The sequence below is a fragment of the Rhizobium sp. BK512 genome (assembly GCF_014194915.1).
In the GTDB taxonomy this organism is placed as follows: Bacteria; Pseudomonadota; Alphaproteobacteria; order Rhizobiales; family Rhizobiaceae; genus Rhizobium.
The window spans coordinates 198,716-225,032 of record NZ_JACIAS010000004.1 but is presented as its reverse complement, the minus strand read 5'-3'; the positions used below and the strand labels follow the sequence as shown (position 1 = coordinate 225,032).

The following is a 26,317-nucleotide window of genomic DNA, read 5'->3' as shown; positions in this document are numbered from 1 at the left end:
CGCAATGGCGCGACGGGCGATCACGGAAGTTTGGTTTCCCTCAAAGGCAGTCCGCGCTAGGTTAGTGACGAACGGCGTTCTGCCGTTTCCTCCGATTTCAATCACTTCAGCATTTTGGGAGAGCGCCATGGAAATGCGCCGGCTTGGAAAAACAGGTCTTTCGGTCTCGCCGATCGTCTTCGGCGGCAATGTGTTCGGCTGGACGGCCGACGAAAGGACATCCTTCGACATTCTGGACGGCTTTTTCGACGCCGGTCTCAACACGATCGATACGGCCGACGTCTATTCCGCCTGGGTGCCGGGCAACAAGGGCGGCGACTCCGAGGAGATCATCGGCAAGTGGTTGAAGAAGGGAAAGGTTTCCCGCGACAAGGCGGTCATCATCACCAAGGTGGGCTCGGACATGGGCCAGGGCAAGACGCTGAAGGCCGGCTATATCCTGAAGGCAGTCGAGGATTCGCTGCGCCGGCTGCAGACCGACTATATCGATCTCTATCTGTCGCACTGGCCGGATACGGACACGCCGCATGAGGAATCGCTCGGCGCCTATGCGAAGCTTCTAGAACAAGGCAAGATCCGCTCCGTCGGCTGCTCGAATTATGATGCGAGCCTGCTGCAGGCTTCCTTCGATGCCGCCGATAAGGCCGGCCTGCCGCGCTATCAGGCGGTGCAGCCGGAATATAACCTCTATGAGCGTTCGAGCTTCGAAGGCCCGCTTGCCGACCTCTGTGTGAAGGAAGATATCGGCGTCATCACCTATTTCAGCCTCGCAGCCGGCTTTCTCTCCGGCAAATACCGCAGCAAGGCGGATACGGAGGGCCGCGCTCGCGAAGGCCGCGTTTCGCAATATCTCAACGACAAGGGCCTGCGCATCCTTGCCGCACTCGACAAGGTCTCGGCCGAGACGGGCGCCAAGCCGGCGGAAATCTCGCTCGCCTGGCTTCTGCGCAAGAAGGGCGTGACGGCGCCAATCGCCAGTGCTACGAGCCTGTCTCAGCTTGAAAGCCTGGTGAAATCGGCAACGCTCACGCTCTCCGACGAGGCGATGGCGCTGCTCGACGAGGCCGGCGCCTGAAACGAGGTGATGGCATGACCGTGACGATCCGCGATGCGAGACCCGAAGATGAGGCGCGCTGGCGTGCGCTCTGGGCAGACTATCTCGCATTCTACGAGGTCACCGTCGATGCCGATATCACCGATTCCACCTGGCGCCGGGTCTTCGATCCGGCGTCGGCAATCTTCATGCGGGTAGCGGAACTCGACGGCGAGGTTGTGGGCTTCACACTCTGCCTGACGCATGAAGGCACCTGGATCCGCGGTAAGGACTGCTATCTCGAAGACCTGTTCGTATCAGAGGATGTGCGCGGAAAGGGTGTCGGCCGGGCGTTGATGGACGACCTCGTGGCCCTCTGCAAGAAGAATGGTTGGTCGCGGCTCTACTGGCATACGAGCGAGCAGAATAGGACGGCCCGTGCACTCTACGATACATACGTCGAGAGTGATGGCCACATCCGCTACCGCATCAATTTCTGAGTTGCGGAAAGCCTTCATACCATTCGGAATGATCGCCCTCCCAATTGGCCATGCCCGGCTTGGTCAGGATGCCGCGCGGACGCACGTAACTCTGGATCACCCGCTTCGGCCGCTCGTGCCACTGGATATTGAAAGCCCATAGTTTCGGGAAGAAGCAGAGCGAGGCATAGGGCAAGCGGTCGTGGATCCACCAGGCGAGCCTCTGCCAATCGCTTTCATCATGGTAATGATCGACCATCCAGGGCACGGCAATGCAGACGGCAGCGCCCATGCAGCCGTCGAAATCGCGCATGTCCCATATGTGATGGGCGGCAGTCGTGGCATTGGTCGAGCAGTTGAGATTGTTTTCATTGCCGAAGCGGTTGACCTCGGGCGCCCGGTAGCCGGAGCGGATATGGAGGCGCCCGAAGGTTGCTTCCAGCGGCTCCAGAAGTTCTTCGCAAAGCCGCCTGCCTGTCTCGATGGCGAGATCAGGATTTTCGGGAATATTCGGAATACGGTAGAAATCGGCGATTTCGGAATGAAGGAAATCGCGGAAGAAGAAGTTCTTCGACAGGCGCACCCGCCCGAGATCCTCCAGCCCTTTCATCGATCCTGGTTTCTTCATGTTCCGCCCTCCCCGATCCCTCCTGATATCATTGCCAGGAGGACCAAACCGCGCCACCCGATTTCCACGGGAACAATTAGCATAGTGAATGCTTCTATGCAGTGTCGCCGCAAGGGCGGAAATCTCCCAACAAGGAACGGAACAATGGCCAAGGAAAAGACGCTGGAAGATCTGTTTTACGACACCCTCAAGGACATCTACTTCGCCGAACGCCAGATACTACGCGCCCTGCCGAAAATGGCGCGCGCCGCCCAGTCGCAGGAATTGAAGGCGGGTTTTGAAAAGCATCGCGAAGAGACCGAAGGTCACGTCGAGCGACTGCAGCAGGTCTTCGAAATCATCGGCAAGCGCGCCCAGGGCAAGACCTGCGAAGCAATTCAAGGCATCATTGCCGAGGGCGAGGAAATCATGGAGGAGTTCAAGGGGACGGCAGCTGTCGATGCTGGCCTGATTTCCGCGGCCCAGGCCGTCGAACATTATGAGATCGCCCGCTACGGGACACTGAAAACCTGGGCGCAAACGCTGGGCTTCAAGGACGCTGTTACTCTTCTCGACCAGACACTGCAGGAAGAAGGCAAGACTGACCAGATCCTGACGAAGCTTGCGACATCTGCCGCAAACCAGAAGGCTTCACGCGCAGCTTAGCGCATGCAAGAAGAGCAGCCGTCACGCGCTGCTCTTCTCCCTCTGATCTTGCCTTCGCCCGCCACGCCTCTATCCTTTCCGCTGGGAATATGGGACGAGGTATCGATATGGCCGACAGGCAGGCAATCGAAGCAACGGTTCATCTCTATGTCGAGGGTATGGCCTTCGCCAATGAGGCGGCCTTGAAGAAGGCCTTTCACCCGAAAAGCTCTGTTATCGGGCACTATCAGAACGCAGTGGAATGGCTCTCACGCGACGAATTCATCGCCGCTATTCTCGAAGAAGGGGCCGCGCCGCCCGGCACCCAACCTTACATGGATATAGACAGCATCGATATATCAGGTGACGCGGCAACCGTGAAAGTGACCGACGATTTCGCCGGCATGCGCTTCACCGACTATCTGTCGCTGCTGAAGATCGATGGTCGCTGGACGATCGTGAGCAAGCTCTACCATCTCCATCTATGAAGACCGGCAGCTTACGCCGCCGGTCCTATCACGGCTTTCTTAGCCGGATCAGCTTCTCAGGACACCACCGGTGAACTTGGCTACGCTGGCCATGATCTTCTGCGTCAGCGCTTCGAAATCCTCGTCGGTAAGGGTGCGCTCGGCCGGCTGGATCTGCACTTCGATTGCTACGGACTTCTTGCCTTCGCCGACCGAAGCGCCTTCGAAAATGTCGAAGACATTGACGCCGGTTATCAGCTTGCGATCAACGCCGGTCGCCGCTTTGATAATGGCGCCGGCCTCCACCGTCTTGTCGACGACAAAAGCGAAGTCGCGCTTGACGGCCTGGAAAGGCGAGAGGTCGAGCGCCGGCTTGGTGCGGGTCGCTTTCTTCTTCGGCTCGGCCATCGCGTCGACATAGACTTCAAAGCCGCAAAGGGCGCCGGAGACGTCAAGCTTTTCGAGCGTGGTCGGATGGAACTCGCCGAAGTAACCGAGAATGATCTTCGGACCCATCTTGATCGTGCCGGAACGGCCGGGATGATACCATTCGGGACCGCCCTGCTCGATCTGGATATTGCCCATCGGCAGGCCGCAGGCTTCGATCACGGCGAGCGCATCGGCCTTGGCGTCGAAGACATCGACCGGCTTGCCGCCGCCCTTTGCTGCGTTCGACCACATCCGGCCGGCACCAGCCAGCGATGCGGTGCCACGGCGGATGCCACCGGCCACGCGACGCTGGCCTTCCGGCCTGTCGTTTTCGTACGTGCCTGACACTTCGAAGATCGCTACGTCGCCATAGCCCTTGTCGGCATTGCGCTGGGCTGCCGTCAGCAGACCCGGCAGCAGCGAAGGGCGCATGTCCGACATTTCAGCGGCGATCGGATTGGCAAGCTTGAGGGCTGCCGAACCACCGCCGAAGAGCCTTGCCTGATCTTCCGGAATGAACGACCAGGTGACGGCTTCCAGCATGCCGCGCGAGGCAAGTGCGCGCTTGGCGGCGCGGGTGCGGATTTGCAGCACCGTCAGGATGCGGCCATTGACGGCTGCATGGCTTTCGAGCGGCGCCGGCTTGATATTGTCGACACCATGAATGCGCATGATCTCTTCAACGAGATCGGCCTTGCCATCGACATCGGGGCGCCAGGAGGGAACGGCGACCGAGACGCGCTCGCCCGAACCCGAAACCTTGAAGCCAAGGCGGGTCAGGATCGTATTGCTTTCTTCCGTAGAGATCTCGAGGCCGGTCAGGCGCTTGACCTCCGAATAAGGAAAATCGACGATCTTCGGTTCGTAGCCCTTGTAGCCGACGATCTCGGACTTGGCCGGCTTGCCGCCGCAGAGTTCGAGAACGAGTTCCGTCGTGCGTTCGAGGCCGGGAACCATATATTCCGGATCGACACCGCGTTCGAAACGGTAGCGGGCATCGGTGATGATGCCGAGCGCGCGGCCGGACTTGGCGATGTTCATCGGATCCCAGAGAGCGGATTCGATCAACACGTCGACGGTGTTCTCGTCACAGCCGGAATGTTCGCCGCCCATGATGCCGCCGATCGATTCGACGCCGTTCTCGTCGGCGATGACGACATTGTTCGGGCCGAGCTTGTATTCGCGCTGATCGAGCGCCAATACCGTTTCGCCTTCCTTGGCGCGGCGGACCGTCAGGTTGCCCTTGACCTTGGCCGCGTCGAAGACGTGCATCGGCCGGCCCTGGTCGAAGGTCATGTAATTGGTGATATCGACCAAAGCATTGATGGGGCGCAGGCCGATAGCGAGAAGCCGTTGCTGCAGCCAACGGGGGCTCGGGCCATTCTTGACGCCGCGCACGAGCCGCAGGCCGAAGCCCGGGCAGAGCTTTGCATCATCAAGATCGAGCGTTAGCTTGACCGAAGTTTCGCCCTCCACCGTGAACGACGGTGCCGGACGCGCCTTCAGCGTGCCGAGACCTGAGGCTGCGAGATCGCGGGCAATGCCGTAGATCGAGGTGCAGTCCGGACGGTTCGGCGTCAGGTTGATCTCGATGACCGGATCGTCGAGATGGGAATAGGCGGCGTAGCTCGTGCCGACGGGCGCATCGTCCGGAAGGTCGATGATGCCGTCGTGATTGTCGGAGATCTGCAGTTCCTTTTCCGAACACATCATGCCCCGGCTTTCCACACCGCGGATGTTGCCGATCGACAGCGTCACGTCGATGCCCGGGACGTAGGTGCCGGGGGCGGCAAAGGCGCCGACGAGGCCCGCACGCGCATTCGGCGCGCCGCAGACGACCTGGACCGGAGCGCCCTGGCCGATATCGACCATCAGCACCTTCAGGCGATCGGCCTGCGGATGTTTTTCCGCGGAGACAACCTTGGCAATGACGAAGGGCTTGAAGGCGGCCTTGTCGTCGACATCTTCCACTTCCAGCCCGATCTCGGTCAGGCGGGTGCAGATTTCATCAAGCGTGGCATCCGTTTCCAGATGATCCTTGAGCCAGGAAAGCGTGAATTTCATTGGTCCAATCCTCCCTTAGACGCTGAGACCGCCGAACAGTGTCGGCATGTCAAGCGGGCGGAAGCCGTAATGGTTCATCCAGCGGACATCGGCATTGAAGAAGTCGCGCAGGTCGGGCATGCCGTATTTCAGCATGGCGATGCGATCGAGGCCCATGCCCCAGGCAAAGCCCTGATATTCATCGGGATCGAGACCGCCGTAACGCAGCACGTTCGGGTGGACCATGCCGCAGCCGAGGATTTCCATCCAGTCCGTGCCTTCGCCGAACTTGACGATGGGACCGGAGCGATCGCACTGGATATCGACCTCGAAGGAGGGCTCGGTGAAGGGGAAGAAGGACGGGCGGAAACGCATCGTCACGCTGTCGACCTCGAAGAAGGTCTTGCAGAACTCTTCGAGCACCCAGCGGATATTGGCGACATTGGCCTTCTTGTCGATCACGAGGCCTTCGACCTGATGGAACATCGGCGAATGCGTGGCATCCGAATCCTGGCGGTAGGTCTTGCCGGGAATGATGATGCGGATCGGCGGCTTCTGCGATTCCATCGTGCGGATCTGCACCGGCGAGGTATGCGTGCGCAGTACCTTGCGCTCGCCCTTCTCGTCCGGATTGAAGAAGAAGGTGTCGTGCATCTCGCGGGCCGGATGTCCCTCAGGGAAATTCAGGGCCGTGAAATTGTAGTAGTCGGTCTCGATATCCGGCCCCTCGGCGATCGAGAAGCCCATGTCGCCGAAGATCGCGGTGATTTCATCGACAATCTGGCTGATTGGATGGATGCGGCCGCGTTCGGCAGGCGAGGAGCGGACCGGCAGGCTGACATCGACGGTTTCGGCCTTGAGGCGAGCGTTGATCGCCGCTTCCTTCAACACCGATTTGCGGTCGGCAAGGGCGTCGGTCACTTCGTTCTTCAGGGCGTTGATCGCGGCGCCACGGGTCTGTCGCTCTTCCGGAGTCATGGCACCGAGCGTCTTCAGGAGCTCGGAAATCGAGCCCTTCTTGCCAAGCGCGGAAACACGGACGGCTTCGAGCGCAGGCTCATCATTGGCTGCGGCAATTTCGGCAAGCAGAGAGGATTTGAGCTGGTCGATATCTGACATTGTCTTCTTTCCGTCCGGATCAGGCGGCGTTCGAAAGGCGGGCTCGGCAAGGCCGCGCCAGCAGTATAGAGAAAGAAAAACCCGCGCTAGCCCAAACCAGCGCGGGTTTCCCAAAATTCAAAAAAGCGTCAAGCTTGGGAAGCGCTGGTTAACGAACCGCGCCTTCAAACTCGTTAGCCGTGCCGGTGTCCTTGAGGTACTCAAGGGCCTTCTTGGCGGCAGCAACCAGGGCGCCGAATGCTTCCGGCTCGTGGATTGCCATGTCGGAGAGAACCTTGCGGTCGACTTCGATGCCAGCCTTGTTCAGACCGTCGATGAAGCGGCCGTAGGTCAGGCCGAATTCGCGGACGGCAGCGTTGATACGCTGGATCCAGAGGGCGCGGAAGTTGCGCTTGTTAACCTTGCGGTCGCGGTATGCGTACTGCTTGGCGCGGTCAACAGCAGCCTTGGCGGTACGGATGGTGTTCTTGCGGCGGCCGTAGAAACCCTTGGCCTGCTTCAGAACCTTCTTGTGCTTGGCGTGGGCGGTGACGCCTCTTTTTACACGTGCCATTTCATGATCTCCTTAAATCTAACGCGTTACCGGAATAGTCTCAGAGACCGTTCGGCAGATAGTTCTTCACGACCTTGCGGCCATCGGGTTCTGCCAGAACCATCGTGCCACGTGCATCGCGAATGAACTTGTTCGTGCGCTTGATCATGCCATGGCGCTTGCCAGCGGCAGCCGCCTTGACCTTGCCGGTAGCGGTGATCTTGAACCGCTTCTTGGCAGAGGACTTCGTCTTCATCTTGGGCATTTTGCTACTCCGTTCTGAGAGCTCCTCACCCGCTTCGTTAAAGAAGCCCTTCTGCGAAAGCCCGGTTTTCCGGTCTTCGCCAAAGGCGCGGGAGCGTTTGTTGTTGATCTGCGGGTCCAGTGACGAAACCTGCCCGCAAGCATTCGAAACTGCCACGGCATGCCCTGCCGGTCAGTTCGGACGCGCGCTTATAACCGCAGCGTCATGAAAGTGCAACGGGGCGGATGACGAATCTTCCGCCCCCGGAAAACACAAAAGCCGCCCTGTCGGACGGCTTTGAGCGAAAGAGTGCGGCACCGTCACTTCGGCGCCAGCACCATCATCATCTGGCGGCCTTCGAGCTTAGGCTCGGCTTCAACCTTGGCAATCTCGAGCGTGTCGGCCTTGACCTGTTGAAGAAGCTTCATGCCGAGTTCCTGGTGGGCCATTTCACGGCCACGGAACTTCAGCGTCACCTTTACCTTGTCGCCTTCGTCGAAGAAGCGACCCATTGCCTTCATCTTCACCTCATAATCATGGGTGTCGATGTTCGGACGCATCTTGATTTCTTTGACTTCGACAATCTTCTGCTTCTTGCGCGCCTCGGCGGCCTTCTTCTGGTTGGCATATTTCAGCTTGCCCAGATCGAGGATCTTGCACACAGGCGGTTCAGCATTGGGGGAAATTTCGACGAGGTCGAGGCCGGCTTCTTCCGCCATTTTCAAGGCCTGGTCTGTGGGCACGATGCCCATATTCTGTCCGTCAGCAGCAATCAGCTGAACTTTCGGAATGCGGATCTCCCGGTTCGAGCGCGGTCCATCCTTTACGGGCGCGTCGGTTTTAAAGGGTCTGCGAATGGTCGTATTCTCCTCGCGTTGTTCGGAACGTTGCAGCTTCGTGTCCCAGTTCGAAAAGGGGGCACAAACGGGTCACGCCATCACTGCAACGGATTCAATAACACCCTATAGCGGAAAAATCACCTGCTGTCAGCCTGTCAAGAATCTGTTTTATAGACCGAAACAACAGGAGTTCCGCCCGATGTCCGTTCTTCAGCCTCAGTTCCTCACCGTCGGCGCAGGCGAGGCCGCGCGGCAGATCGCCATGCTGGTGCGACCGGCACGAGCGGACCGCGATCTTCCGGCTCTCGTTTGGCTATCCGGCTACCGATCTGACATGAGCGGCAGCAAGGCCGTCGAAATCGACAGGCTGGCGGAAGAACTGGGGACCGCCTGCATCCGTCTCGACTATTCCGGCCACGGACTTTCCGGCGGCGCCTTCACCGACGGCACGATTTCGCGCTGGCTGGAGGAGGCGCTCGCGGTGATCCGCGACGCCGCCCCCAAACGGATGATCCTCATCGGTTCTTCGATGGGCGGCTGGATCGCGCTCAGGGTGGCGCAGGAGCTTGCAAAGGCTGGTGGACCCAAGCTTGAAGGCATGGCGCTGATTGCGCCAGCACCGGACTTCACCTCCGATCTCATCGAACCAAACCTCAAGAAGAAGGAGCGCGTCTCGCTGGAAGAGCGCGGCTATTTCGAGGAACGCTCGCAATATAGCCCCGAGCCCAACATCTATACCCGCGCGCTGATCGAAGATGGCCGCCAGAACCGGGTGCTGACCGGTATTATCGAAACGGGCTGCCCGATCCATATCCTGCAGGGCATGAAAGATGCCGACGTGCCCTATCTGCATGCGATGAAGCTCGTGGAACATCTTCCTGCCGACGACGTGGTACTGACCTTCATTCGCGATGGCGACCATCGGCTGTCGCGCCCACAGGATATCGAGCGGCTGCGCGGCGCAGTCAAAGGCCTCATCCGATAGACTGAGACCAGTTGTTCGCCAAAGAATATGCAATCACCCTAATAGAGGGCCTTGGTTGAGTAACTCACGCCCGACTATCCCTAAGGTTATGTCGCATTTTAACCATGTCTACGAGTTGCAACGCCCTCCCAAGAAGTAACGATTGACTCCTTTCGGCCCTCTCCGTTAACTGTTTGTTAATAAATGAAGGGCGATGCAGGGAAGTAGGGCGTGCGGATCAAGGGTTTCCTCGTGGCCATGATGGCCGTGTTTGCAATGGCGCCGGCCGCTATTCCGGCTCCGAGCAAAAATGCCTCGATGGTAACCGGCAATGCGACATCGCAGCCGGTTGGTCATTACGATTTCTGTCAGACGCACCGCAGCGAATGCGGTGCCAACCGCAATAGCGGCCCGGTTGCCATGACCGGCGCCAAGTGGGCCACGGTCCGTTCGGTCAACGCGACCGTCAACCGCACGATCACGCCGATGACGGACAAGGAAATCTACGGCAAGGACGAGGTTTGGGCCTATCCGACCACGGCTGGCGACTGCGAGGATTTCGCGCTTCTGAAGCGTCGTATCCTCATCCAGCGCGGCTTCTCGCCCGCGGACCTGCTGATGACAGTCGTTCGCAAGCCTGATGGCGAAGGCCACGCCGTGCTGACGCTGCGCACAGCCGAAGGCGATTTCGTGCTCGACAACCTGGCTTCCGACGTCAAGCCCTGGTTTGCGACGCCCTATAGCTTCATCAAGCGCCAGTCGAGCTTCAACGCCGGTCGCTGGGTTACCATCGAGAATGGCCGCGACGTTCTGGTCGGCGCTCTCAAGTAAAAGGTTTCGTGGGGGGACTGTGAAAAAGCCGGCGACAGCCGGCTTTTTCATTTTCGGTGCTTGGAATTTGTAGCAGCGACGACCGGGACTTTCGCTTCGGGTTGAGGCGACAGTGCCGCAATCGATTCATTGGGCCGGTTGCTCGGGCTTTGCCCGACCGATTAATTACGCCGAGTTTGAGCTACCGGCGCCCGGCCCTTCGCTTTGGCTCAGGGCGTTCGTCGCTGCAATCGATTCACTGGATCGATTGCTCGGCTGCGCCGACCGCTCCTCACCCATTCCCAATCAGAATACCGGCTGCGAGGACGAGGCTGCCGCCGACGACGACCTGGAAGGCCGCGCGCAGGAACGGCGTCTCCATGTATTTATTCTGGATGAAGGCAATCGCCCAGAGTTCGAAGAAAACAATGACGGCGGCGGTGATCGTCGCGGTCCAGAATTGCGGGATAAGATAGGGCAGCGCGTGGCCGAGGCCGCCAAGCGCCGTCATGATGCCGCAGGCAAGACCACGCTTGATCGGCGAGCCGCGGCCGGAGATCTTGCCGTCGTCGTGAGCGGCCTCCGTGAAGCCCATCGAAATGCCGGCGCCGACCGAGGCCGAGAGACCGACGAGGAAGGTCTGCCAGGTATCCTGCGTGGCAAAAGCGGCGGCGAAGATCGGCGCCAGCGTGGAAACCGAGCCGTCCATCAGACCGGCGAGGCCCGGCTGCACATAGGTCAGTACGAACTGTCGGCGTGCCGTCTCGTCCTCTTCCTTCTTCACATCCTCGGGCGTGTGCTTGTCGCCGAGCATGCGGGCAATATCCTCGTGGCCTTGCTCGGCAAGTGCGAGATCACCGAGAAGTTGGCGAGTGGAGGCGTCAGAGGTCTGCTTGATCGCCTCGACGTAGAAGCGATAGGCCTGCTCCTCCATCGCTTCGGCTTCCTGCCTGATCGCATCGAGGGAAAGATTGGCGCGCAGCCAGTCGGGCTTGCGCTCGTAGAAGCCTTCGACATGCTCGCGGCGGATGAGGGGAATACGCTCGCCAAAGCGCTGGCGGTGCATTTCGATCAGGGACCGGCGATGCGTGTCCTCGACCTCGGCCATATCCTCGAACACCTTGGCGGATGCCGGAAACTCCTTTCGCAGGTGCTCAGCATAGGCGAGATAGATCCGCGCATCATCTTCTTCCGAGGCGATGGCAAGCGCCAGAATTTCCTGCTCGGAAAGGGATCGGAAGGAACGTTTCGGTGATCTGAAAAAACGCGCCAGCATGTGTATTCTCCAATAATTTAGAATTATTCTAAATTTAAAGAGGCGTGTGGCATGGGTCAAGATCGAAACCCCGCCAGATTGACAGATTGCCACGGTCCCCTCACCGCAGTTTTGCGAGAACGTGCGCGAACCTATATGAGAGCTGCCAGCTGGAAGTAGCGCCGGGGCTTGAGATGGATAACGAGATACAAGGGCGGGCTGCGCATATTGCCGCGATCCGCGAAAAGGCCGAGGCCGAAATGGCGGCAATCGGCATCGATGACGCCTTCATTTCGAGGCTTGTGGAAACCTTCTACGGGCGAGTGCTGCAGCATGCCGAGCTCGGCCCGGTCTTCGACGCCAGGCTTTCCGGCCGCTGGCCGGAACATATGGCCAAAATGAAAAGCTTCTGGTCATCCGTCGCCTTCCGCAGCGGCGCCTATGGAGGCAAGCCGGTTCAGGCGCATCTCGGCGTTGCGAACATGACGCCGGAGCTCTTCCCGAAATGGCTTTCTCTGTTTTCGCAAACGCTTGACGATGTGGCGCCCACGCCGGAAGCCAAGGCGTGGTTCATGGCCACAGCGGAACGGATCGCAAAGAGCCTGACGCTGTCTCTCTTCTACAATCCGGCACTCGACGATCCCACGAAGAAGACGGTCTGACGTCTCACTGCCTCGCCGAAAAGGTGGCGCCGGCGCTTGCGGCGACGACCAGGGCCGTTCCCGCCATCTGCAGAAAGGTCATGGGCTGCGCCAGTATGATAAAGCCGGCGAATGCTGCAATGGCAGGCTCCAGGCTCATAAGGATGCCGAAGGAAGCTGTCGGCATCCGGCGCAGCGCAATCAGTTCCAGCGTGTAGGGCAGCAACGGCACCAGAATGGCGAGGCCCGCCATTTCAATCAGGCCGTAGGCATCAAGCTTCGGCGCGGCGCCGGCAAAGCCGAAGGGCGTTGCGACCACGGCGGCAACCATGAGCGACATGGAAAGTCCTTCAAGACCCTTGAAGCTTGCACCGATCTTCTTCGTGAGCACGATATAGATCGCCCAGCCCGTTCCCGCGCCAAATGCAAAGAGAACACCGAGGGGATCTCCGACCCAGCCTTCTCCGTCATGGGCGAGGGCGAGAACGCCGAAAGCGGCAATGAGCGGCCAGATGAGGCGCCGGCTCAATCCGTAGCCGATGGTCGCGACGGAAAGTGGTCCGAGAAAATCGATCGCGACGGCGAGGCCGAGCGGAATGCGCTCGATCGACGAGAAAAAACTCATCGTCATCAGCGCCGTCGTCGTGCCGAGAACCAGGGCACTTGTCCATTGCGCGCGGCTGTAGCTGAAAATGCGCGGGCGCACGGCGATTGCCAGGATGATGGCGGCAAAAGCCAGGCGCAACCATGTGGCGCCGACTGGCCCATAGGTGGCAATGGCGGAGGAGGACAATGCCGCACCGAACTGGATGGAAGACATCGACATGAGGCACATCAGGCCGCCGGCAGCCACGCCGCCGAATGCAGTCGATGCTTCAGCAGTCAGCGCATTCGCTCCTGCATTCGTTCTGTCTTCCATAGATGCCTCCGATTGTGCGCTCTTCATACGAAGCCGATCCGCAGGCGACAAATTCAAACTTCTGATCGTGCCAGCAAAAGCCTTGATGGCATCAGAGGCGGCCAGCGAAGATGATCTCCTCAGCATCTTCGAAGGTCATCTCGAAGACCTTTCTGCCGATTTCGAAGCTGAAACCGTTGCGGGCGAAGGCGGAAAGCTCCTTCGCCTTGCGTTTCTCATCCAGCTCGACACGGCGAAAGGGGCCGAAGGCGCGTTTGCGGGCGAATATCGCTGCGGCGTAGAGATCGTCGGTTTCCTCGAGCGCTACCTCCACCTTATCGGTGGAGACGCCTTTGACCGCAAGCTTCTGAGCGATCGCTCGCTTCGACTTGCCGCTGCGCACGGCCGATCGCGTGGCAATCTCGGCATAGGCGCCATCGTCGATCGCCTTGTTGTCATAGGCGAATTTGACGGCAAAATCAGCAACGGCCTTGAGTTGGGCTGCGCTGATGTCCTCGAACTTTTCTTTCGCCTTGCGGGTGATGGCGTCAAAGAGCTGCTTTTCGGTCATCATGCGCCGCTCGAGGCGATAGATGGTCGAGTTGCGCGCCCAGCTCAGCATGCGGGGCGTCGGAATATCGGATGGAGTGCTTTCGTCAGTCATCGGCAGCAGATCAGGCTTCCAGACCCTTGAGCACATTGGCGACATTGAGGCCGATCTCCGGCACACCGTAGCCGCCCTCCATGCAGGCGACGACCGGCAAGCCGGCGGCGGAGATCAACTCGCCCATGCGAATGAAGTCCTCCGACTTCAGCTTGAAGAAGGAGATCGGATCGCGCTCGAACGTATCGACCCCAAGAGCGACAACGACGGCTTCGGCACCGAAAGCCTTGATGCGGGAGAGCGCATCGGCAAGAGCTGATGACCAGACATCGAATGTGGTGCCATAAGCCAGCGGGTAGTTGCGATTGGCGCCTTCGCCCTGCCCTTCGCCGTCCTCGTCGGCATGGCCAAGAAAATAGGGAAAGGCATGGATTGGATCGCCGTGCAGCGAGGCGGTGAAGACATCGCCGCGGCGATAGAAGAGATCCTGCGTGCCGTTGCCATGATGGAAATCGACGTCGAGCACGGCGACCCTCTTCGCGCCATGATCGAGCAGTCGCTGGGCGGCCACGCCGGAATTGTTGATGAAACAATAGCCACCGAAGAGATCGATGCCGGCATGGTGGCCAGGCGGGCGGCAGAGCGCGAAGGCGAAGCGGTTGCCGGCGTTCAGCCAATCCGCGCCCGTCATCGCACAGCGCATCGAGGCAACGGCTGCCTCGTAGGATCCTTTGGTGATGGACGTATCGGCGGCATTGGCATAATGGCCGATCGCGCCGACGATGTTTTCCGGTATGCGCTGGCTGCTGCGGCGGATTGGGAAGGAATTGGCGATCGCCTCGCCCTTATATCCAGCCGCCACCCAGCGATCCCACACCGTCGCCAGGAACTCCAGATAGGCGGGATCGTGTACCTTGCGCGCAGTTTCCAGGCCATGCGCCTGAGGCGCAACAACATCCGTGAAACCTGCATCCTTCACCGCGGCAAGAATCCATTCTGCCCGGAACGGCGCTTCGAAGGGCGTCACAAGCTGGCCATCATGCAGTTCTGTCTTCGCATCACGCAGCTTGTGGTCTTCGGAATAGATGACGCGCACGAGTGTCCTCCGCAAATCAGCTTGTCAGAATCAAGCCTTACACAGGCCCGTCCAAAGAAAAAAGCACCGAACACGGCTTGATCACCGCAACAGGCGACGCCACGTTCAAGCCGATTTCAGAACACCTTCCTTTTCCTCAAGAGTTTAAGCCCATGAAAATCCTGATGGTCGATGTCGATGGGGTGCTGGTCCACGGACGGCCGACAGACGGCCTGCCGCTCTTTACCTATCTCGAGCGCGACCTCGGCCTGCCTGCGCCGTTGCTTCAACAGGAATTCTTCAAGCCTTACTGGGTCGGAATCGTCACAGGCCAGGAGCCGATCGAACCCCGTCTGACGGAAGTACTTGGCCGGATTGCACCGCATCTCAACGCCCAGACACTGCTCGACTATTGGTTCGAAAACGACTCCCGCCTCGACCGGCAATTGCTCGACGATCTCGCCCGCCTGAAGGACAAAGGCACGCTTCTTTATCTTGCCACCAACCAGGAGCACCAGCGCGCCGCCTACCTGCGCGACGTGCTGGGGCTCGGCGCGCTTTTCGACGGCATGTTCTACTCGGCCGCACTCGGCGCGCGAAAGCCTTTCAGCGATTTCTTCCGGCTTGCGACGCAAGAAGTCGGCGCCGCCCCTGATGACATCGGCTTCATTGACGATGTCGAGGAGAATATTGCGGCGGCCAAAGAGTTTGGCTGGAAGGCCCTGCATTGGACGCCGGCCTCAAGACTGGCTGACGCGATAGACGCCTTTACGCACGGCCATCAGGCCACGCGCTTGTAAAAGAAGGTTGTGGCGCACAGGCCACCTTCAGGCCAGAGCGCATAATCGGGAATGACACCGACACGCTCCCAGCCGAGACGCGGGTAGATGGCTTCAGCATCGCTGCCGGTTGCCGTGTCGAGGACGAGAATCGTCTTGCCGCGACGGGCCGCTTCGTGTTCGGCCATGTCCATCAGCAGACGCGCCAGGCCATGGCCGCGAGCGGAGCGGTGAACAAGCAGCTTTTTCAGATCGCCGCGATGCGGCTGGTTCGGCATCTGGGCAGCGCCGACCTGCACCGTGCCGACGATTTTGCCATCAACTTCAGCGCCGAAGAGCAGGGTGGCGCCATCGGCCACGGCTTCGGCGACACTACGCCAGTAGGGTTCGGCATCCCTAGGTGTATAGGGCTGCATGAAGCCGACCGAGGCGCCGCCATTGACGCAATCGGCAAGCACCTCGCAGAGGTCGGGAATAGCCGCGTGTGCCTCGGCGGCAGAGAGAAGACGGATAGTCGGCATGATGATCCCCTGATAAGTGAGCGCGTGATTTAGTGATCGCCGCGGGCCAGCACGACGCAGTAGCGTGCCGGCGCATGACCCGGATTGTGAAAGACATGGCCGTCACCGACCGGCATGAAGAGACAGTCGCCGGGCTTGAGACGATGAACGATCTCGCCGACGGTCATTTCCAGCTCGCCATCGAAGAGCCAGACATGCTGGGTCATGCCGCGGCTGGCGGCATGCGGCGGGAAGCTGACGCGCGCACCGGCCGGAAATTCGACATCAACGATATCGACATCCGAGGATGTACCCGGCGGCGAGACGGCGCGGCGCATATAGCCGGTTTCGGGATCGCGCCAGACCTGCTGATCCTGGCGACGCGATAGCGGCGATGCTTCCTGCCCTTCATCGGCAAAAAACTCTGAAAGCGACAGGCCAAGCGCCGCACAGACCCTCGCCAACAGCGAAGCCGTGGGGCTCGCCTCCGCCCGCTCGATGCGGGAGATCATCGCGCGGCTCACGCCGGAAGCAGTAGCGAGATCATCCAGTGTCTGCCCCTTTTCCGTCCGCAGCATGCGAATGCGGAGGCCGATTGCCTGCTCGAGTTCCTGTTCCATTTTTCAATCCATGATTCTACTATAAGAGAAATACAGGATCCAATGATGGAATCAAGTCCTTGCAAGCAGCCTTGCTTTCACCGCGGCGGCGTCGATATATGGCAGCGGCATTCAAGAGCGGAGAGCAAGATGGACGGTATTGCGCAAGGCACTGAGACGGCGGAAAGCTTCACGACGGCCGCCTGGGACCGGATCAAGCCGATCATGGCCGAGATCGAGCGATTGCCGCTGCTGGAGCGGCTTTCGGATGGTACGCTGCCGCCGGAGGTTTTCCGCCACTATATCCTGCAGGACGCGATCTACCTGAAGCATTATGCCCGCTGCCTTGCGATCGTCGCCGCCAAAGCGCCCGATAATGCGCAGGTGCTGCGCTTTCTTGGGTCGGCGCAGAAGGCGATAACCGTGGAGCAGGGGCTGCATGCCGGTTTCCTGACGCAGTTCGGCATTTCCAGCGCCGATGTGACGGCGGCCGAGCCCTCGCCCTCGTGCTTTGCCTATACGAATTTCCTGCTGGCGACGGCCTACCACTGCTCCTACGCGGTGGCGCTTTCGGCCATCCTGCCCTGCTTCTGGATCTACTGGCATGTGGGCGAAGGCATCAAGAGCCGACCGGCGATCGAGGGTAATGTCTTCCAGGCCTGGATCAACACCTATGGCGATCCGCAATTTGCAGCCGGTGCGCGTGAAGTGATTGCCTTGACGGATATCGCCGCGCGGGCTGCCTCGCCTACAGAGCGCCAGCAGATGATGGACGCCTTCGTGCGCGCCTCCCAATATGAATGGATGTTCTGGGATTCCGCCTGGCGGCTGGAGACCTGGCCGGTCTGAGCCGTACGTCACGGTCTGCAAAATAGGGTAAACCCCGGTATAATTACCGCTTTGCGGGCGGTGAGCGCGCTGCTATATGGCGCGCATGAGCACCAATTCGACGACTCCGCTATCCCATATCCGCAACTTTTCGATCGTGGCCCATATCGACCACGGCAAATCGACGCTTGCTGACCGCCTGATCCAGACGACCGGCGGCCTTGCCGAGCGAGAAATGTCCGAGCAGGTGCTCGACAATATGGATATCGAGCGCGAGCGCGGCATCACCATCAAGGCCCAGACCGTGCGCCTGCACTACAAGGCGAATAACGGCGAAACCTATGTGCTGAATCTCATCGATACGCCCGGCCACGTCGACTTCGCCTATGAAGTCTCGCGTTCGCTCTCGGCCTGCGAAGGTTCGCTGCTCGTCGTTGACGCGTCGCAGGGCGTGGAAGCCCAGACGCTCGCCAACGTCTATCAGGCGATCGACAACAATCACGAGATCGTCACCGTTCTCAACAAGATCGATCTGCCGGCGGCCGAACCCGACCGCATCAAGGAGCAGATCGAGGAAGTGATCGGCATCGACGCCTCCGAGGCCGTGCTGATCTCGGCCAAGACCGGTCTCGGCATTCCCGACGTGCTGGAAGCGATCGTCCACCAGCTGCCGGCGCCGAAGAGCCCGGGCGGCGAGAAAGCACCGTTGAAGGCGCTGCTCGTCGATAGCTGGTACGACACCTATCTCGGCGTCATGGTTCTGGTCCGCGTCATCGACGGCGTGCTCTCCAAGGGTCAGACTGTCCGCATGATGGGCACGGATGCCAAGTATCAGGTCGAGCGCGTCGGCGTGCTGACGCCGAAAATGGTCAATGTGGACAGCCTCGGCCCCGGCGAGATCGGCTTCATCACCGCCTCGATCAAGGAAGTGGCCGATACCCGCGTCGGCGATACGATCACCGAAGACAAGCGTCCGACCGCCGAGGCCCTGCCGGGTTTCAAGCCGGCACAGCCGGTCGTCTTCTGCGGCCTGTTCCCGGTCGATGCCGCCGATTTCGAAGATCTGCGCGCCGCGATGGGCAAGCTTCGCCTCAACGACGCGTCCTTCTCCTTTGAAATGGAAAGCTCGGCCGCTCTCGGCTTCGGCTTCCGCTGCGGCTTCCTCGGCCTGCTGCATCTCGAAATCATCCAGGAACGTCTCGAACGCGAGTTCGATCTCGACCTGATCGCGACCGCACCATCAGTCGTCTATCAGCTGACGATGACCGACGGCAGCGAGCGTGAACTGCACAATCCGGCCGACATGCCCGATGTCGTCAAGATCGCCGAAATCCGCGAGCCGTGGATCAAGGCAACGATCATGACACCGGACGATTATCTCGGCGGGATCCTGAAGCTTTGCCAGGATCGTCGTGGCATCCAGACCGAGCTGACCTATGTCGGCACGCGCGCGATGGTGACTTATGATCTGCCGCTCAACGAAGTCGTCTTCGATTTCTACGATCGCCTCAAGTCGATCTCGAAGGGCTATGCGTCCTTCGATTATCACCTCGAAGGCTATCGCGAGGGCAATCTCGTGAAGATGTCGATCCTCGTCAACGGCGAGCCGGTCGACGCGCTCTCGATGCTGGTGCATCGCGCCGCCGCCGAAAAGCGCGGTCGCGACATGTGCGAGCGGCTGAAGGAGCTGATCCCGAAGCACATGTTCAAGATCCCGATCCAGGCGGCGATCGGCAGCAACGTCATTGCCCGCGAAACCATCTCGGCGCTTCGCAAGGACGTGACGGCCAAATGCTACGGCGGCGACGCCACCCGCAAGCGCAAACTTCTGGAAAAGCAGAAGGAAGGCAAGAAGCGCATGCGCCAGTTCGGCAAGGTGGAAATCCCGCAGGAAGCGTTTATCGCGGCGCTCAAGATGGGTGACGAGTAAACACCTCAGCTTTTTGACGGACGCGCATAATCGGGCACACGAAACCGGCGGCGATAGCTGCCGGGCGTCAGGCCTGTCATGCGCTTGAAGAGCCTGCGGAAAAAAGCCGGCTCTTCATAGCCGACCTCCCAGCTGATCTCATCGACCGGCGCATCCGTGCGCTCCAGCCGGCGCTTTGCATCCTCCACTCTCAAACGCTGAACATAGGCAATCGGGCTGACACCGGTTGCCTGGGTGAAGCGGCGCTTGAAGGTGCGCTCCGTCAGGCCAGCATGACGGAACATTTCCTCGATGGGATTGGCGACCGAAAAATGGCTGGAAAGCCATTCCTGCGCCGTCTGGATCGCTGTATCGCCATGATCCCTGCGGCCCTCGAAAACGATATAGGGCGCCAACCCATCCTGATGCCATTGCAACGCGAAGAAACGGGCAATAGCCTGCGCGGCTGAAGCACCCGCATGGCGGGCGATCAGGTACAGGACGAGATCATGCCAGGTCATGGAGGCACCGGAGCTGATCAGCTCTTCTCGCCTGCCACAAACGACGAGCACACGCTCGGGATGGACGGGCACCTGCGGAAAGCTTGTCCGGAAAGCCTCGGCATAGCCGAAATGCACTGTCGCATCCATGCCGTCGAATAGCCCGGTCTCTGCCAGCAGAAAGAGCCCCGAACAGGCCGAGCAGATCAGCGCGCCACGCGAATGCATGGCGCCAACCCATTCGACAAGTTCCGGATAACGTCCCTTCTGCCATCCACGCGATGGCAGCAGAACGGAGGGCACGATGACGATATCCGTGTGGTCGAGAGACGAGATGCTGCGCTGGACGGTAATCGGCAGACGGCTTGCAAGTTCCAGCGGCTCGGCGGATGTACCGACAATTTCCACCTTGAAGGGCGCTCGGCCGCCGAGGACATCGCTGGCTGCCGGCAGAACCGCAAAGGCATTCATGACATCGAAAATGCCGCTCAGGGTCGATACCACAGCCTCGGGAATGGCCACGAGGCTGACATGAAGCGGCCTGGAAACGACTTGATCGGCGCCGGATTGCATCTCATCCCCCCGGAAGAAACAGGTCCGCTATTTGCTTCTTTTGCCTACACCGGCATGATGATTGGCGCAAATGGCCCGCTTATGGCCCATGCCGCTCTGCCGTAATAGCGCGTCTGCTGTCATTCCATTTCCATTCCTAACATTTCGACAGGAGAAGGAAATGGACCAGATAAGAAGCAACACGATCGATGCGGCCAAGCTCGACCTCATCGTCTCACGAGCAATCGGCGATCTCTCGGCCGGCTATGGCGGCGTGATGGTGAGCATCGGCCACCGGCTCGGCCTTTACAAGGCAATGGCGAAGGTGGGGCGGATCAGTTCGCACCAGCTTGCGGCAATCACGGGCTGCGCCGAGCGGTATATCCGCGAATGGCTGGGCTCACAGGTGGCAGGGGGCTATGTGATCTATGATGCGGCAAGCCACAGCTACGAACTGCCGCCTGAACATGCGCTGGTGCTGGCGCAGGACGACAGCCCGGTTTTCATGGCTGCGGCCTGGGCAATCCCCGCCTCGATGTGGGCTGACGAGGACAAGGCCCTGGATGCATTTCGCACCGGCGCCGGCATTCCCTGGGGCGATCACGATGGCAGGCTCTATTGCGGCGTGGCATCGCTCTACCGCAACGCCTACAAGGCAAGCCTTGTTGCCGAATGGCTGCCGGCGCTCGATGGCGTCATCGAGAAACTGAAGGCTGGCGCACTGGTGGCCGATGTCGGCTGCGGTCATGGTCATTCGACAGCGCTGATGGCCGAAGCCTTCCCGTCGTCGCGATTCCATGGCTTTGATTCGCATCCGGAATCGCTCGATGAGGCCCGGCAGGTTGTTGCTGCGGCGGGAGGAACAGAGAGGGTCACATTCGAAACCGCGAGAGCGGACGCCTATTCTGGTTCAGGCTACGACCTTATTTGCTTCTTCGACTGCCTGCATGACATGGGCGACCCGCTCGCTGTCGCAAGACACGCAGCCAGAACCATCGCCCATGAGGGAACGGTAATGCTGGTCGAGCCCTATGCGAAGGATGGTGTGGAAGACAGTATCTCGCCGGTCGCGCGCATGTATTATGCCGCCTCGACGACGATCTGCTGCGCTCATGCGATCTCTGATGGCGGCCATATCGTGCTTGGCGCGCAAGCCGGTGAGAAACGGCTGGCCGAGATCTTCCGGAAGGCCGGTTTCACGCGGTTCCGTCGGGCGATGGCAACCCCGTTCAACCTCGTACTCGAGGCGCGACTCTGATCCTTGCGGTCGAAGCCGAATGCCGCAGGGCTGATATCGTCAGTTCTGCGGCATCTTCTGTCCGGAGTGAAATTCCTACAGCCCCGCTACCCAGCGGTGCCATTCTTCTTCGCTGCCGCGGAAGGCATTGAGGTCAATGCGGCCTTCGACGCCATGAGAGAGGCCAGAGCCGGAATATTGCCAGAAGAGCCATTTGCGGTTCGGATAGACCTTCGAAGGATGTTCGGCGACAGCGCGCAGCCAGAAGTGATAGTTCTGGAAGGCGCCTTCGAGATTATCCGCGTAGAAATCCGGGGCCGTATAGATGATCGGTCGCTTGCCGTAGTGCTGCTCGATCTTCTCCATGAAGACCTGCATTTTTTCCAACACGCGGGCGCGGGAGAGCTTCACCTTGCAGCTCGATTCGCCGTTCCATTCGACATCGATGACCGGCGGCAGGGCGTCCGGATCGCGCGGCACGTTGCGGATGAACCAGTCGGCCTGCTCACCGGCCGTGCGGCACCAGTAGAAGAAATGATAGGCGCCGCGCTTGATGCCGGCCTCTTTGGCGCGCCGCCAGTTTGTCTTGAACATCGGATCCAGATGATCGCCGCCATCCGTTGCCTTGATGAAGGCGAAGTTGGCGCCGCGGGTCCGGAGCGTTTCCCAGTCGATGTCGCCCTGCCAGCGCGAGACGTCGACGCCGTGGACGGCGAGTTTGCGCGGAGAGACCTTGCCGAAGTTGATCGGCTTGGCATCGCGGAAACCATAACCATAGACGCGCGAGCGGCCACGGGTCGGCGGTTCTATGGCAGGTGCCGCCGCCATGGCGAATTCGACGGGGCGTTCGCTCGGAATCGGCATACCCGGCTGCGATGTGGCTGAAGGCGTCACTGCCGAGAAGGCGCGGGATTCCGGCAGGGGCGCTTCCCAGGCGAGGCTGACCTGCGGAGTGGTGGCATCGGCTGCATCGATCGCAGCGACCGTAGCCTGGGGCACAGGTGCCGGCGGCGGCGTGACAGAAGCCGTGATTTCCTTCGAAGGCTTCGGAGCAACACCAGCCGAAAGATTTTCCGGACCGGAAGCCGAAGAGCAGCCTGCCAGAGCAAGGCAGGCGACGAGGATCGCTGGGATAGCCGTGGAACGCATGGGCACCGTGACGCAAAACAAGAACCAGGGTGCTTCACCAGATCCGTGAAAACACCAATCCGGAATAGCTAATGGAAAATTATCAAAAAAGACTGAATCCGAACTTTCCGTCCGCAGATTCGGTGCCAGGCGCATTGCAACGTCTTTTGCGAGCTTCTAGATCCCTCGGACTAAAGGAGATTCCCATGACCGAGAAAGCCCGTGTGACGATCCTCTACTGCACGCAGTGCAACTGGCTGCTGCGCGCCGCCTGGATGGCGCAGGAACTGCTGCAGACCTTTACCGACAGCCTCGGCGAAGTGGCGCTCATTCCCGGCACCGGCGGCAATTTCGAGATCCGTGTCAATGGCGACCTGATCTGGGAGCGCAAGCGCGACGGCGGCTTTCCCGGACCGAAGGAACTCAAGCAGCGGGTGCGCGACATCATCGAGCCTGACCGCGATCTCGGCCATACCGACCGCGCATCGCTAGAGAGCTGACGTTCAATTATAAGGCGAATTGCAGGTCTTGTAGATGCCTTCATAGGTCAGGAAGCGATCGGTGCGCGGATTGTAGGATCGATATTCGTTCCGGCACCATTGCTGATGGCGGACCTGATTATCCGCCGAAGGCTGCACGCGCGGTGCCGGCGGCGGACCGTAGGTCAGCCGTGGCGGCAATTGCCCGGGCGGCTGATAATAATTCGGCCCGGCTGCATTCGGTGGGAGATAGTTCGGCTGGACGTAGGCGGGGCGATGCCACTGCTGCGGACCGAAGCCGAAGCAGCCGCGATAGTCGCAGATCGTCGACTGCGTATTGAGAGGCCCAAGCGACGGCGAGGCGGCATTGGCTCCCATCAATGGCAATACGGCAAACAGACCAGCAAGAAGGATAGAGCGAAGGTCGAACATGGCGCGTTCCTTTCCAATACCCATTATATAGGGTTGAGAAATGAGCCATGCCATCCACTGATCCGTTGGGTTCGACCACAGCTTCGTGAAGCTTTTTCACAGACTGTCAGGAAAACTTCAAAAACCCTGTTGACAGTAACGAGCCGCCCCCGTACATGGCTCTCCGTCGCCCAGATGGCGGAATTGGTAGACGCGCCAGCTTCAGGTGCTGGTACCCGAAAGGGTGTGGAGGTTCGAGTCCTCTTCTGGGCACCATTCCCATTGATCCTCAATGAGATCAAACAGATACGGGATCTCCCTGTTATCTGTGCCCACCGTTGTGGTGTTCGTTCTCTGCGTCTTTATTCACCGATAATAATTGATCTCGAGCAATGCTTCGCACTGCCATATAAATGCCGATATGCCGCACTTTGATAGAACTATGCGCATCCAAGTTTACATCATCGCGTTTCTCCTCAGCGCCATCATGTGGGGCGTGACATTCGATGCTGCGAGGAACGCGTATCGCGCCGCACATACGGCTGGGTTGATGCCGAATCTGCATATTCAGCATAAGATCGACCGGATTCTCTAGGCTATTCGATCCCGTGGAGGCCTCTCCGCCCGGATCGCCGCCATGTCCCTCCAACTCACTGGCAAAAGAGCCGAAGCAGCACGCAAACGCCTTTTTCCTGCGTCACCTTCGGCGACCATTCGAAGCGTTCGAGGAACAGACTAGCGCGTCATACCGCGGACTTTTCAGGGGAGCGGGCCAAACCACCCTCGAAGGGAAAAGCGTTCCCACTGGCGGGACCAACTCACCGAGATTTTAGGAATATTTAACCTTAAAACGTTAGAAATATTTCCAGATAAGCAAGAGCGAAACCACCTGACATGTCATCCGTAAACGAGCAGATTGAACAGTTGAATGTGCAGAAAGAACTCCGCCGAAAGGCCTTTTCTGAGAGCATGAAACTGCGCCGACAAACGCAGGTCAGGTTGAGCGAGGGGATCTTCAGCAAGGCCGAGAAGACAGACCAGATCTCGTTGGTGAACCTCAAGGCCATCGAGCAGTTCGAGCCCGACACCATCTACATACTGAACAACAATGACATCGCTCAGATTGGGCAGAAGTATGTGGGCATGTTCGCCAACGAACCGCGTGCCCATGTCTGCATCTGGGATTTCGACAATCATCATGATGTCGCGATGTCCCTGAATTTTGCGATGCTGTCCGACTTTTACGTGCCGTGCCATCCGCACAATAATGAGACTTACGCGCAGGTGACCAAGGCGATGGGACGCCCCGTAAGTGCAGCGGTCATCCAGTGGTCACGCGACTATCTGAGCGAACATCGCGATCGCCTCCTGGCCGCCACGCGTGATCCGGAACCCCTTGGACGACATATCCTCTATCCGCAATTCCCCGAGCGCAATGCGCTGCTCCAGACGCTGAACACGCATTTCAAACATGTCGGTCCGGCGGCGCGGACATATCATGACCGCACGGAGTTGGACCGGTTGGACGAATGGGCGGCGCATATGAGCCATTGGATCGTCCCGGTCCGTGGCGATCTGCCTATCCGTGTCTTTGATGCGCTGATCACCGGGGGCGTGCCGATCCTTCCAGCCAGCCTGAGGGATCTTCCCGCGCTGGCCGCTCTGCAGGAGCATCTGTTCTATTTCGAGCCGAGCGATGTGGCGGCCCCGCAGGCCATTGTCGAGGCGGCGAACGCACATTTCCGCAAACAGGGCGAGGCCGGCGTACTCGCGCGTCACGAACTGGCCATGGCGACCAGCCACCTGGACGCGCGCGTTCAGGAAATCCTCGCGCAGATTTACGAATACCTCAATCCGGCCAATTGATCGCGACCGGGGCGCCGTCTGCTGCTGCGGAGCGTTCGATGGCATCGAGGCTGCGCAGCACTTCCTCTGCCTCCTCAACCGGAGACGGGTTGTCGCGCACGCCACGGATCAACTCGACAAAGGCGCGCAGTTCGCGGGTTAGAGGCAGCTCTGGGTCATAGCTGAGGGCGACACTCTTTCCGTCGCGGATGAGCGTGACCTTCTGCGTGGCCTTGTCATCAAAGATGAGACGTCCCCTGGTGCCCGCTGCCGTGATCCGAAAGGCTGGATCTGGCGAAAGCCAGCTGGCCTCAAGGTCGAAAGGTCGCCCTTCGTAGGACAATTGTGCAGCCACGCGAAGCGGGCGCGCTCCGCCTTCAAGCGACCGGGCCGTCGCGCGCTCGGCCGGAGCGGCGAAGATCCGTGCTGCCAGTGAGAGCGGATGCGGCAACCAATCCCATATCACGGACGTATCGTCGCGCGGTTTGCCATTGGCGCAGAGCGCAGTTGCCGATTGGATCGGGCCGATCTCAGGCAGGGCCGCACAAAAGGCCTCTGCGGCCGGGTTGAACCGGTGCAGGTGCCCCGCAAAAACGTGGCCGGCCGCTGCACCAGCCGCCGCCTTGAGGCGCAGGAAATCCTCGAGGCATGTGGCCAGAGGTTTTTCAATAAAGCACGGCATCCCCGCCTCAACGAAAGGGAGCGCCGAGGACACGTGATCTTTGCTCCTGTTGGCGATGATGACGCCGTCAACAGAAGCGCCGGGGCCGTTCAGCGGCACCCAGCGCACTTCGGGCAGGCTGTCCAGAGTGGCGCCGATGATGCGCGCCCAGGCACCCCGCCCGATGAGGCCTAGTGTTACCACC

The 26,317-nt window shown here is 59.9% G+C and carries 29 protein-coding genes and 1 tRNA gene; 14 read left to right on the top strand and 16 right to left on the bottom strand.

Translation table 11 applies throughout. The annotated features are described in order from the left end of the window. The first annotated feature begins 127 nt into the window (after nucleotides 1–127). Both FHX06_RS16330 and FHX06_RS16325 read left to right on the top strand, forming a co-directional pair. Nucleotides 128–1,075, top strand: a complete 948-nt coding sequence (locus FHX06_RS16330) for an aldo/keto reductase (RefSeq protein ID WP_183880036.1) — start codon at nucleotides 128–130, stop codon at nucleotides 1,073–1,075. A 14-nt stretch (nucleotides 1,076–1,089) separates the two neighbouring features. Continuing rightward, a complete protein-coding gene (locus FHX06_RS16325; protein WP_183880034.1) occupies nucleotides 1,090–1,533 on the top strand; it encodes a GNAT family N-acetyltransferase in 444 nt (147 codons plus the stop codon). Here FHX06_RS16325 and FHX06_RS16320 read toward each other — a convergent pair. After that, complete coding sequence (locus tag FHX06_RS16320) at nucleotides 1,523–2,140, bottom strand: hypothetical protein (RefSeq protein ID WP_183880032.1); 618 nt, start codon at nucleotides 2,138–2,140, stop codon at nucleotides 1,523–1,525. The two genes, FHX06_RS16325 and FHX06_RS16320, sit on opposite strands and share 11 nt — an antisense overlap. A 144-nt stretch (nucleotides 2,141–2,284) precedes the next feature. On the opposite strand from FHX06_RS16320, the gene FHX06_RS16315 reads away from it, so the two are divergent. Together FHX06_RS16315 and FHX06_RS16310 are read left to right on the top strand one after the other, a co-directional pair. Next, nucleotides 2,285–2,785 (top strand): ferritin-like domain-containing protein, encoded by a 501-nt coding sequence (locus tag FHX06_RS16315; protein WP_113013167.1) that lies wholly within the window; start codon nucleotides 2,285–2,287, stop codon nucleotides 2,783–2,785. Between the two features lie 107 nt (nucleotides 2,786–2,892). Further along, nucleotides 2,893–3,252 (top strand): nuclear transport factor 2 family protein, encoded by a 360-nt coding sequence (locus tag FHX06_RS16310; protein ID WP_113114779.1) that lies wholly within the window; start codon nucleotides 2,893–2,895, stop codon nucleotides 3,250–3,252. Nucleotides 3,253–3,300: 48 nt separating this feature from the next. On the opposite strand, the gene pheT is transcribed toward FHX06_RS16310, so the two are convergent. From pheT to infC, 5 genes are all read right to left on the bottom strand, one after another. Beyond that, entirely contained in the window at nucleotides 3,301–5,724 is a 2,424-nt protein-coding gene (gene pheT, locus FHX06_RS16305; RefSeq protein ID WP_183880030.1) for a phenylalanine--tRNA ligase subunit beta, read from the bottom strand. 15 nt (nucleotides 5,725–5,739) lie between these two features. Next, nucleotides 5,740–6,822 (bottom strand): phenylalanine--tRNA ligase subunit alpha, encoded by a 1,083-nt coding sequence (gene pheS, locus FHX06_RS16300; RefSeq protein ID WP_112541928.1) that lies wholly within the window; start codon nucleotides 6,820–6,822, stop codon nucleotides 5,740–5,742. Nucleotides 6,823–6,970: 148 nt separating this feature from the next. Next, nucleotides 6,971–7,375 carry a 50S ribosomal protein L20 gene (rplT, locus tag FHX06_RS16295; protein ID WP_112541929.1) on the bottom strand — a complete coding sequence of 135 codons (405 nt, stop codon included), beginning with the start codon at nucleotides 7,373–7,375 and terminating at the stop codon, nucleotides 6,971–6,973. Between the two features lie 40 nt (nucleotides 7,376–7,415). Next, nucleotides 7,416–7,619: a 50S ribosomal protein L35 gene (gene rpmI / locus FHX06_RS16290; RefSeq protein WP_004108077.1), complete on the bottom strand. Its 204-nt coding sequence runs from the start codon at nucleotides 7,617–7,619 to the stop codon at nucleotides 7,416–7,418. Between the two features lie 299 nt (nucleotides 7,620–7,918). Beyond that, on the bottom strand, nucleotides 7,919–8,455 hold the full coding sequence (gene infC / locus FHX06_RS16285; RefSeq protein ID WP_112541930.1) for a translation initiation factor IF-3: 537 nt from the start codon (nucleotides 8,453–8,455) through the stop codon (nucleotides 7,919–7,921). A 181-nt stretch (nucleotides 8,456–8,636) separates the two neighbouring features. On the opposite strand from infC, the gene FHX06_RS16280 reads away from it, so the two are divergent. Further along, a complete protein-coding gene (locus FHX06_RS16280) occupies nucleotides 8,637–9,422 on the top strand; it encodes an alpha/beta hydrolase (RefSeq protein WP_183880028.1) in 786 nt (261 codons plus the stop codon). A 210-nt stretch (nucleotides 9,423–9,632) separates the two neighbouring features. Continuing rightward, entirely contained in the window at nucleotides 9,633–10,232 is a 600-nt protein-coding gene (locus FHX06_RS16275) for a transglutaminase-like cysteine peptidase (protein ID WP_112541932.1), read from the top strand. Nucleotides 10,233–10,503: 271 nt separating this feature from the next. On the opposite strand, the gene mbfA is transcribed toward FHX06_RS16275, so the two are convergent. Beyond that, entirely contained in the window at nucleotides 10,504–11,487 is a 984-nt protein-coding gene (gene mbfA / locus FHX06_RS16270) for an iron exporter MbfA (RefSeq protein ID WP_112541933.1), read from the bottom strand. Nucleotides 11,488–11,660: 173 nt separating this feature from the next. On the opposite strand from mbfA, the gene FHX06_RS16265 reads away from it, so the two are divergent. Then, nucleotides 11,661–12,128, top strand: coding sequence for a group III truncated hemoglobin (locus FHX06_RS16265; protein WP_112541934.1), 468 nt, complete (start codon nucleotides 11,661–11,663; stop codon nucleotides 12,126–12,128). 4 nt (nucleotides 12,129–12,132) lie between these two features. Here the strand turns inward: FHX06_RS16265 and FHX06_RS16260 are convergent, their stop codons facing one another. The 3 genes from FHX06_RS16260 to FHX06_RS16250 form a co-directional block, all read right to left on the bottom strand. Further along, the gene (locus FHX06_RS16260; RefSeq protein ID WP_113013172.1) at nucleotides 12,133–13,026 is read right to left on the bottom strand and encodes an EamA family transporter; all 894 of its coding nucleotides are present in this window, start codon (nucleotides 13,024–13,026) and stop codon (nucleotides 12,133–12,135) included. Nucleotides 13,027–13,117: 91 nt separating this feature from the next. Next, nucleotides 13,118–13,669 carry a recombination regulator RecX gene (gene recX, locus FHX06_RS16255; protein WP_113211466.1) on the bottom strand — a complete coding sequence of 184 codons (552 nt, stop codon included), beginning with the start codon at nucleotides 13,667–13,669 and terminating at the stop codon, nucleotides 13,118–13,120. A gap of 10 nt (nucleotides 13,670–13,679) precedes the next feature. Next, the gene (locus FHX06_RS16250) at nucleotides 13,680–14,705 is read right to left on the bottom strand and encodes a histone deacetylase family protein (RefSeq protein ID WP_113203465.1); all 1,026 of its coding nucleotides are present in this window, start codon (nucleotides 14,703–14,705) and stop codon (nucleotides 13,680–13,682) included. Nucleotides 14,706–14,857: 152 nt separating this feature from the next. Between FHX06_RS16250 and FHX06_RS16245 the strand changes: the two genes are divergently transcribed. Then, a complete protein-coding gene (locus FHX06_RS16245; protein WP_113203575.1) occupies nucleotides 14,858–15,484 on the top strand; it encodes an HAD-IA family hydrolase in 627 nt (208 codons plus the stop codon). Here FHX06_RS16245 and FHX06_RS16240 read toward each other — a convergent pair. Together FHX06_RS16240 and FHX06_RS16235 are read right to left on the bottom strand one after the other, a co-directional pair. Then, on the bottom strand, nucleotides 15,466–15,984 hold the full coding sequence (locus tag FHX06_RS16240) for a GNAT family N-acetyltransferase (RefSeq protein WP_183880026.1): 519 nt from the start codon (nucleotides 15,982–15,984) through the stop codon (nucleotides 15,466–15,468). The two genes, FHX06_RS16245 and FHX06_RS16240, sit on opposite strands and share 19 nt — an antisense overlap. A 29-nt stretch (nucleotides 15,985–16,013) precedes the next feature. Beyond that, nucleotides 16,014–16,583 (bottom strand): helix-turn-helix domain-containing protein, encoded by a 570-nt coding sequence (locus tag FHX06_RS16235; RefSeq protein ID WP_113211234.1) that lies wholly within the window; start codon nucleotides 16,581–16,583, stop codon nucleotides 16,014–16,016. 129 nt (nucleotides 16,584–16,712) lie between these two features. Between FHX06_RS16235 and tenA the strand changes: the two genes are divergently transcribed. Beyond that, nucleotides 16,713–17,411 (top strand): thiaminase II, encoded by a 699-nt coding sequence (tenA, locus tag FHX06_RS16230; protein WP_113013177.1) that lies wholly within the window; start codon nucleotides 16,713–16,715, stop codon nucleotides 17,409–17,411. Nucleotides 17,412–17,487: 76 nt separating this feature from the next. Beyond that, on the top strand, nucleotides 17,488–19,320 hold the full coding sequence (gene lepA, locus FHX06_RS16225) for a translation elongation factor 4 (protein WP_113013178.1): 1,833 nt from the start codon (nucleotides 17,488–17,490) through the stop codon (nucleotides 19,318–19,320). Between the two features lie 5 nt (nucleotides 19,321–19,325). Here lepA and FHX06_RS16220 read toward each other — a convergent pair whose 3' ends face one another. Beyond that, nucleotides 19,326–20,372 carry a GlxA family transcriptional regulator gene (locus FHX06_RS16220; protein ID WP_112541941.1) on the bottom strand — a complete coding sequence of 349 codons (1,047 nt, stop codon included), beginning with the start codon at nucleotides 20,370–20,372 and terminating at the stop codon, nucleotides 19,326–19,328. A 160-nt stretch (nucleotides 20,373–20,532) separates the two neighbouring features. Here FHX06_RS16220 and FHX06_RS16215 point away from each other — a divergent pair, with 160 nt between their 5' ends. Beyond that, nucleotides 20,533–21,609, top strand: a complete 1,077-nt coding sequence (locus FHX06_RS16215) for a class I SAM-dependent methyltransferase (protein WP_113211233.1) — start codon at nucleotides 20,533–20,535, stop codon at nucleotides 21,607–21,609. 75 nt (nucleotides 21,610–21,684) lie between these two features. On the opposite strand, the gene FHX06_RS16210 is transcribed toward FHX06_RS16215, so the two are convergent. Then, the gene (locus tag FHX06_RS16210; RefSeq protein WP_113211232.1) at nucleotides 21,685–22,737 is read right to left on the bottom strand and encodes a GH25 family lysozyme; all 1,053 of its coding nucleotides are present in this window, start codon (nucleotides 22,735–22,737) and stop codon (nucleotides 21,685–21,687) included. Between the two features lie 185 nt (nucleotides 22,738–22,922). Between FHX06_RS16210 and FHX06_RS16205 the strand changes: the two genes are divergently transcribed. Next, nucleotides 22,923–23,216, top strand: a complete 294-nt coding sequence (locus FHX06_RS16205; protein ID WP_007813273.1) for a SelT/SelW/SelH family protein — start codon at nucleotides 22,923–22,925, stop codon at nucleotides 23,214–23,216. A 3-nt stretch (nucleotides 23,217–23,219) separates the two neighbouring features. On the opposite strand, the gene FHX06_RS16200 is transcribed toward FHX06_RS16205, so the two are convergent. After that, a complete protein-coding gene (locus tag FHX06_RS16200) occupies nucleotides 23,220–23,627 on the bottom strand; it encodes a BA14K family protein (RefSeq protein WP_112541945.1) in 408 nt (135 codons plus the stop codon). 168 nt (nucleotides 23,628–23,795) lie between these two features. Between FHX06_RS16200 and FHX06_RS16195 the strand changes: the two genes are divergently transcribed. After that, nucleotides 23,796–23,882, top strand: a tRNA-Leu gene (locus FHX06_RS16195). A 723-nt stretch (nucleotides 23,883–24,605) separates the two neighbouring features. Then, nucleotides 24,606–25,472 carry a hypothetical protein gene (locus FHX06_RS16190; protein ID WP_246715575.1) on the top strand — a complete coding sequence of 289 codons (867 nt, stop codon included), beginning with the start codon at nucleotides 24,606–24,608 and terminating at the stop codon, nucleotides 25,470–25,472. Here the strand turns inward: FHX06_RS16190 and FHX06_RS16185 are convergent. Then, complete coding sequence (locus FHX06_RS16185) at nucleotides 25,456–26,316, bottom strand: Gfo/Idh/MocA family protein (protein WP_113211230.1); 861 nt, start codon at nucleotides 26,314–26,316, stop codon at nucleotides 25,456–25,458. The genes FHX06_RS16190 and FHX06_RS16185 overlap by 17 nt on opposite strands. Nucleotide 26,317 lies beyond the last annotated feature (1 nt).

What these genes read in the sequence shown, in the direction of transcription:
- FHX06_RS16330 (WP_183880036.1), top strand. Translation starts at nt 128, where the DNA reads ATGGAAATGCGCCGGCTTGGAAAAACAGGTCTTTCGGTCTCGCCGATC.
- FHX06_RS16325 (WP_183880034.1), top strand. Translation starts at nt 1,090, where the DNA reads ATGACCGTGACGATCCGCGATGCGAGACCCGAAGATGAGGCGCGCTGG.
- FHX06_RS16320 (WP_183880032.1), bottom strand. Translation starts at nt 2,140, where the DNA reads ATGAAGAAACCAGGATCGATGAAAGGGCTGGAGGATCTCGGGCGGGTG.
- FHX06_RS16315 (WP_113013167.1), top strand. Translation starts at nt 2,285, where the DNA reads ATGGCCAAGGAAAAGACGCTGGAAGATCTGTTTTACGACACCCTCAAG.
- FHX06_RS16310 (WP_113114779.1), top strand. Translation starts at nt 2,893, where the DNA reads ATGGCCGACAGGCAGGCAATCGAAGCAACGGTTCATCTCTATGTCGAG.
- pheT (WP_183880030.1), bottom strand. Translation starts at nt 5,724, where the DNA reads ATGAAATTCACGCTTTCCTGGCTCAAGGATCATCTGGAAACGGATGCC.
- pheS (WP_112541928.1), bottom strand. Translation starts at nt 6,822, where the DNA reads ATGTCAGATATCGACCAGCTCAAATCCTCTCTGCTTGCCGAAATTGCC.
- rplT (WP_112541929.1), bottom strand. Translation starts at nt 7,375, where the DNA reads ATGGCACGTGTAAAAAGAGGCGTCACCGCCCACGCCAAGCACAAGAAG.
- rpmI (WP_004108077.1), bottom strand. Translation starts at nt 7,619, where the DNA reads ATGCCCAAGATGAAGACGAAGTCCTCTGCCAAGAAGCGGTTCAAGATC.
- FHX06_RS16280 (WP_183880028.1), top strand. Translation starts at nt 8,637, where the DNA reads ATGTCCGTTCTTCAGCCTCAGTTCCTCACCGTCGGCGCAGGCGAGGCC.
- mbfA (WP_112541933.1), bottom strand. Translation starts at nt 11,487, where the DNA reads ATGCTGGCGCGTTTTTTCAGATCACCGAAACGTTCCTTCCGATCCCTT.
- FHX06_RS16265 (WP_112541934.1), top strand. Translation starts at nt 11,661, where the DNA reads ATGGATAACGAGATACAAGGGCGGGCTGCGCATATTGCCGCGATCCGC.
- FHX06_RS16260 (WP_113013172.1), bottom strand. Translation starts at nt 13,026, where the DNA reads ATGGAAGACAGAACGAATGCAGGAGCGAATGCGCTGACTGCTGAAGCA.
- recX (WP_113211466.1), bottom strand. Translation starts at nt 13,669, where the DNA reads ATGACTGACGAAAGCACTCCATCCGATATTCCGACGCCCCGCATGCTG.
- FHX06_RS16245 (WP_113203575.1), top strand. Translation starts at nt 14,858, where the DNA reads ATGAAAATCCTGATGGTCGATGTCGATGGGGTGCTGGTCCACGGACGG.
- FHX06_RS16240 (WP_183880026.1), bottom strand. Translation starts at nt 15,984, where the DNA reads ATGCCGACTATCCGTCTTCTCTCTGCCGCCGAGGCACACGCGGCTATT.
- FHX06_RS16235 (WP_113211234.1), bottom strand. Translation starts at nt 16,583, where the DNA reads ATGGAACAGGAACTCGAGCAGGCAATCGGCCTCCGCATTCGCATGCTG.
- tenA (WP_113013177.1), top strand. Translation starts at nt 16,713, where the DNA reads ATGGACGGTATTGCGCAAGGCACTGAGACGGCGGAAAGCTTCACGACG.
- lepA (WP_113013178.1), top strand. Translation starts at nt 17,488, where the DNA reads ATGGCGCGCATGAGCACCAATTCGACGACTCCGCTATCCCATATCCGC.
- FHX06_RS16220 (WP_112541941.1), bottom strand. Translation starts at nt 20,372, where the DNA reads ATGCAATCCGGCGCCGATCAAGTCGTTTCCAGGCCGCTTCATGTCAGC.
- FHX06_RS16215 (WP_113211233.1), top strand. Translation starts at nt 20,533, where the DNA reads ATGGACCAGATAAGAAGCAACACGATCGATGCGGCCAAGCTCGACCTC.
- FHX06_RS16210 (WP_113211232.1), bottom strand. Translation starts at nt 22,737, where the DNA reads ATGCGTTCCACGGCTATCCCAGCGATCCTCGTCGCCTGCCTTGCTCTG.
- FHX06_RS16205 (WP_007813273.1), top strand. Translation starts at nt 22,923, where the DNA reads ATGACCGAGAAAGCCCGTGTGACGATCCTCTACTGCACGCAGTGCAAC.
- FHX06_RS16200 (WP_112541945.1), bottom strand. Translation starts at nt 23,627, where the DNA reads ATGTTCGACCTTCGCTCTATCCTTCTTGCTGGTCTGTTTGCCGTATTG.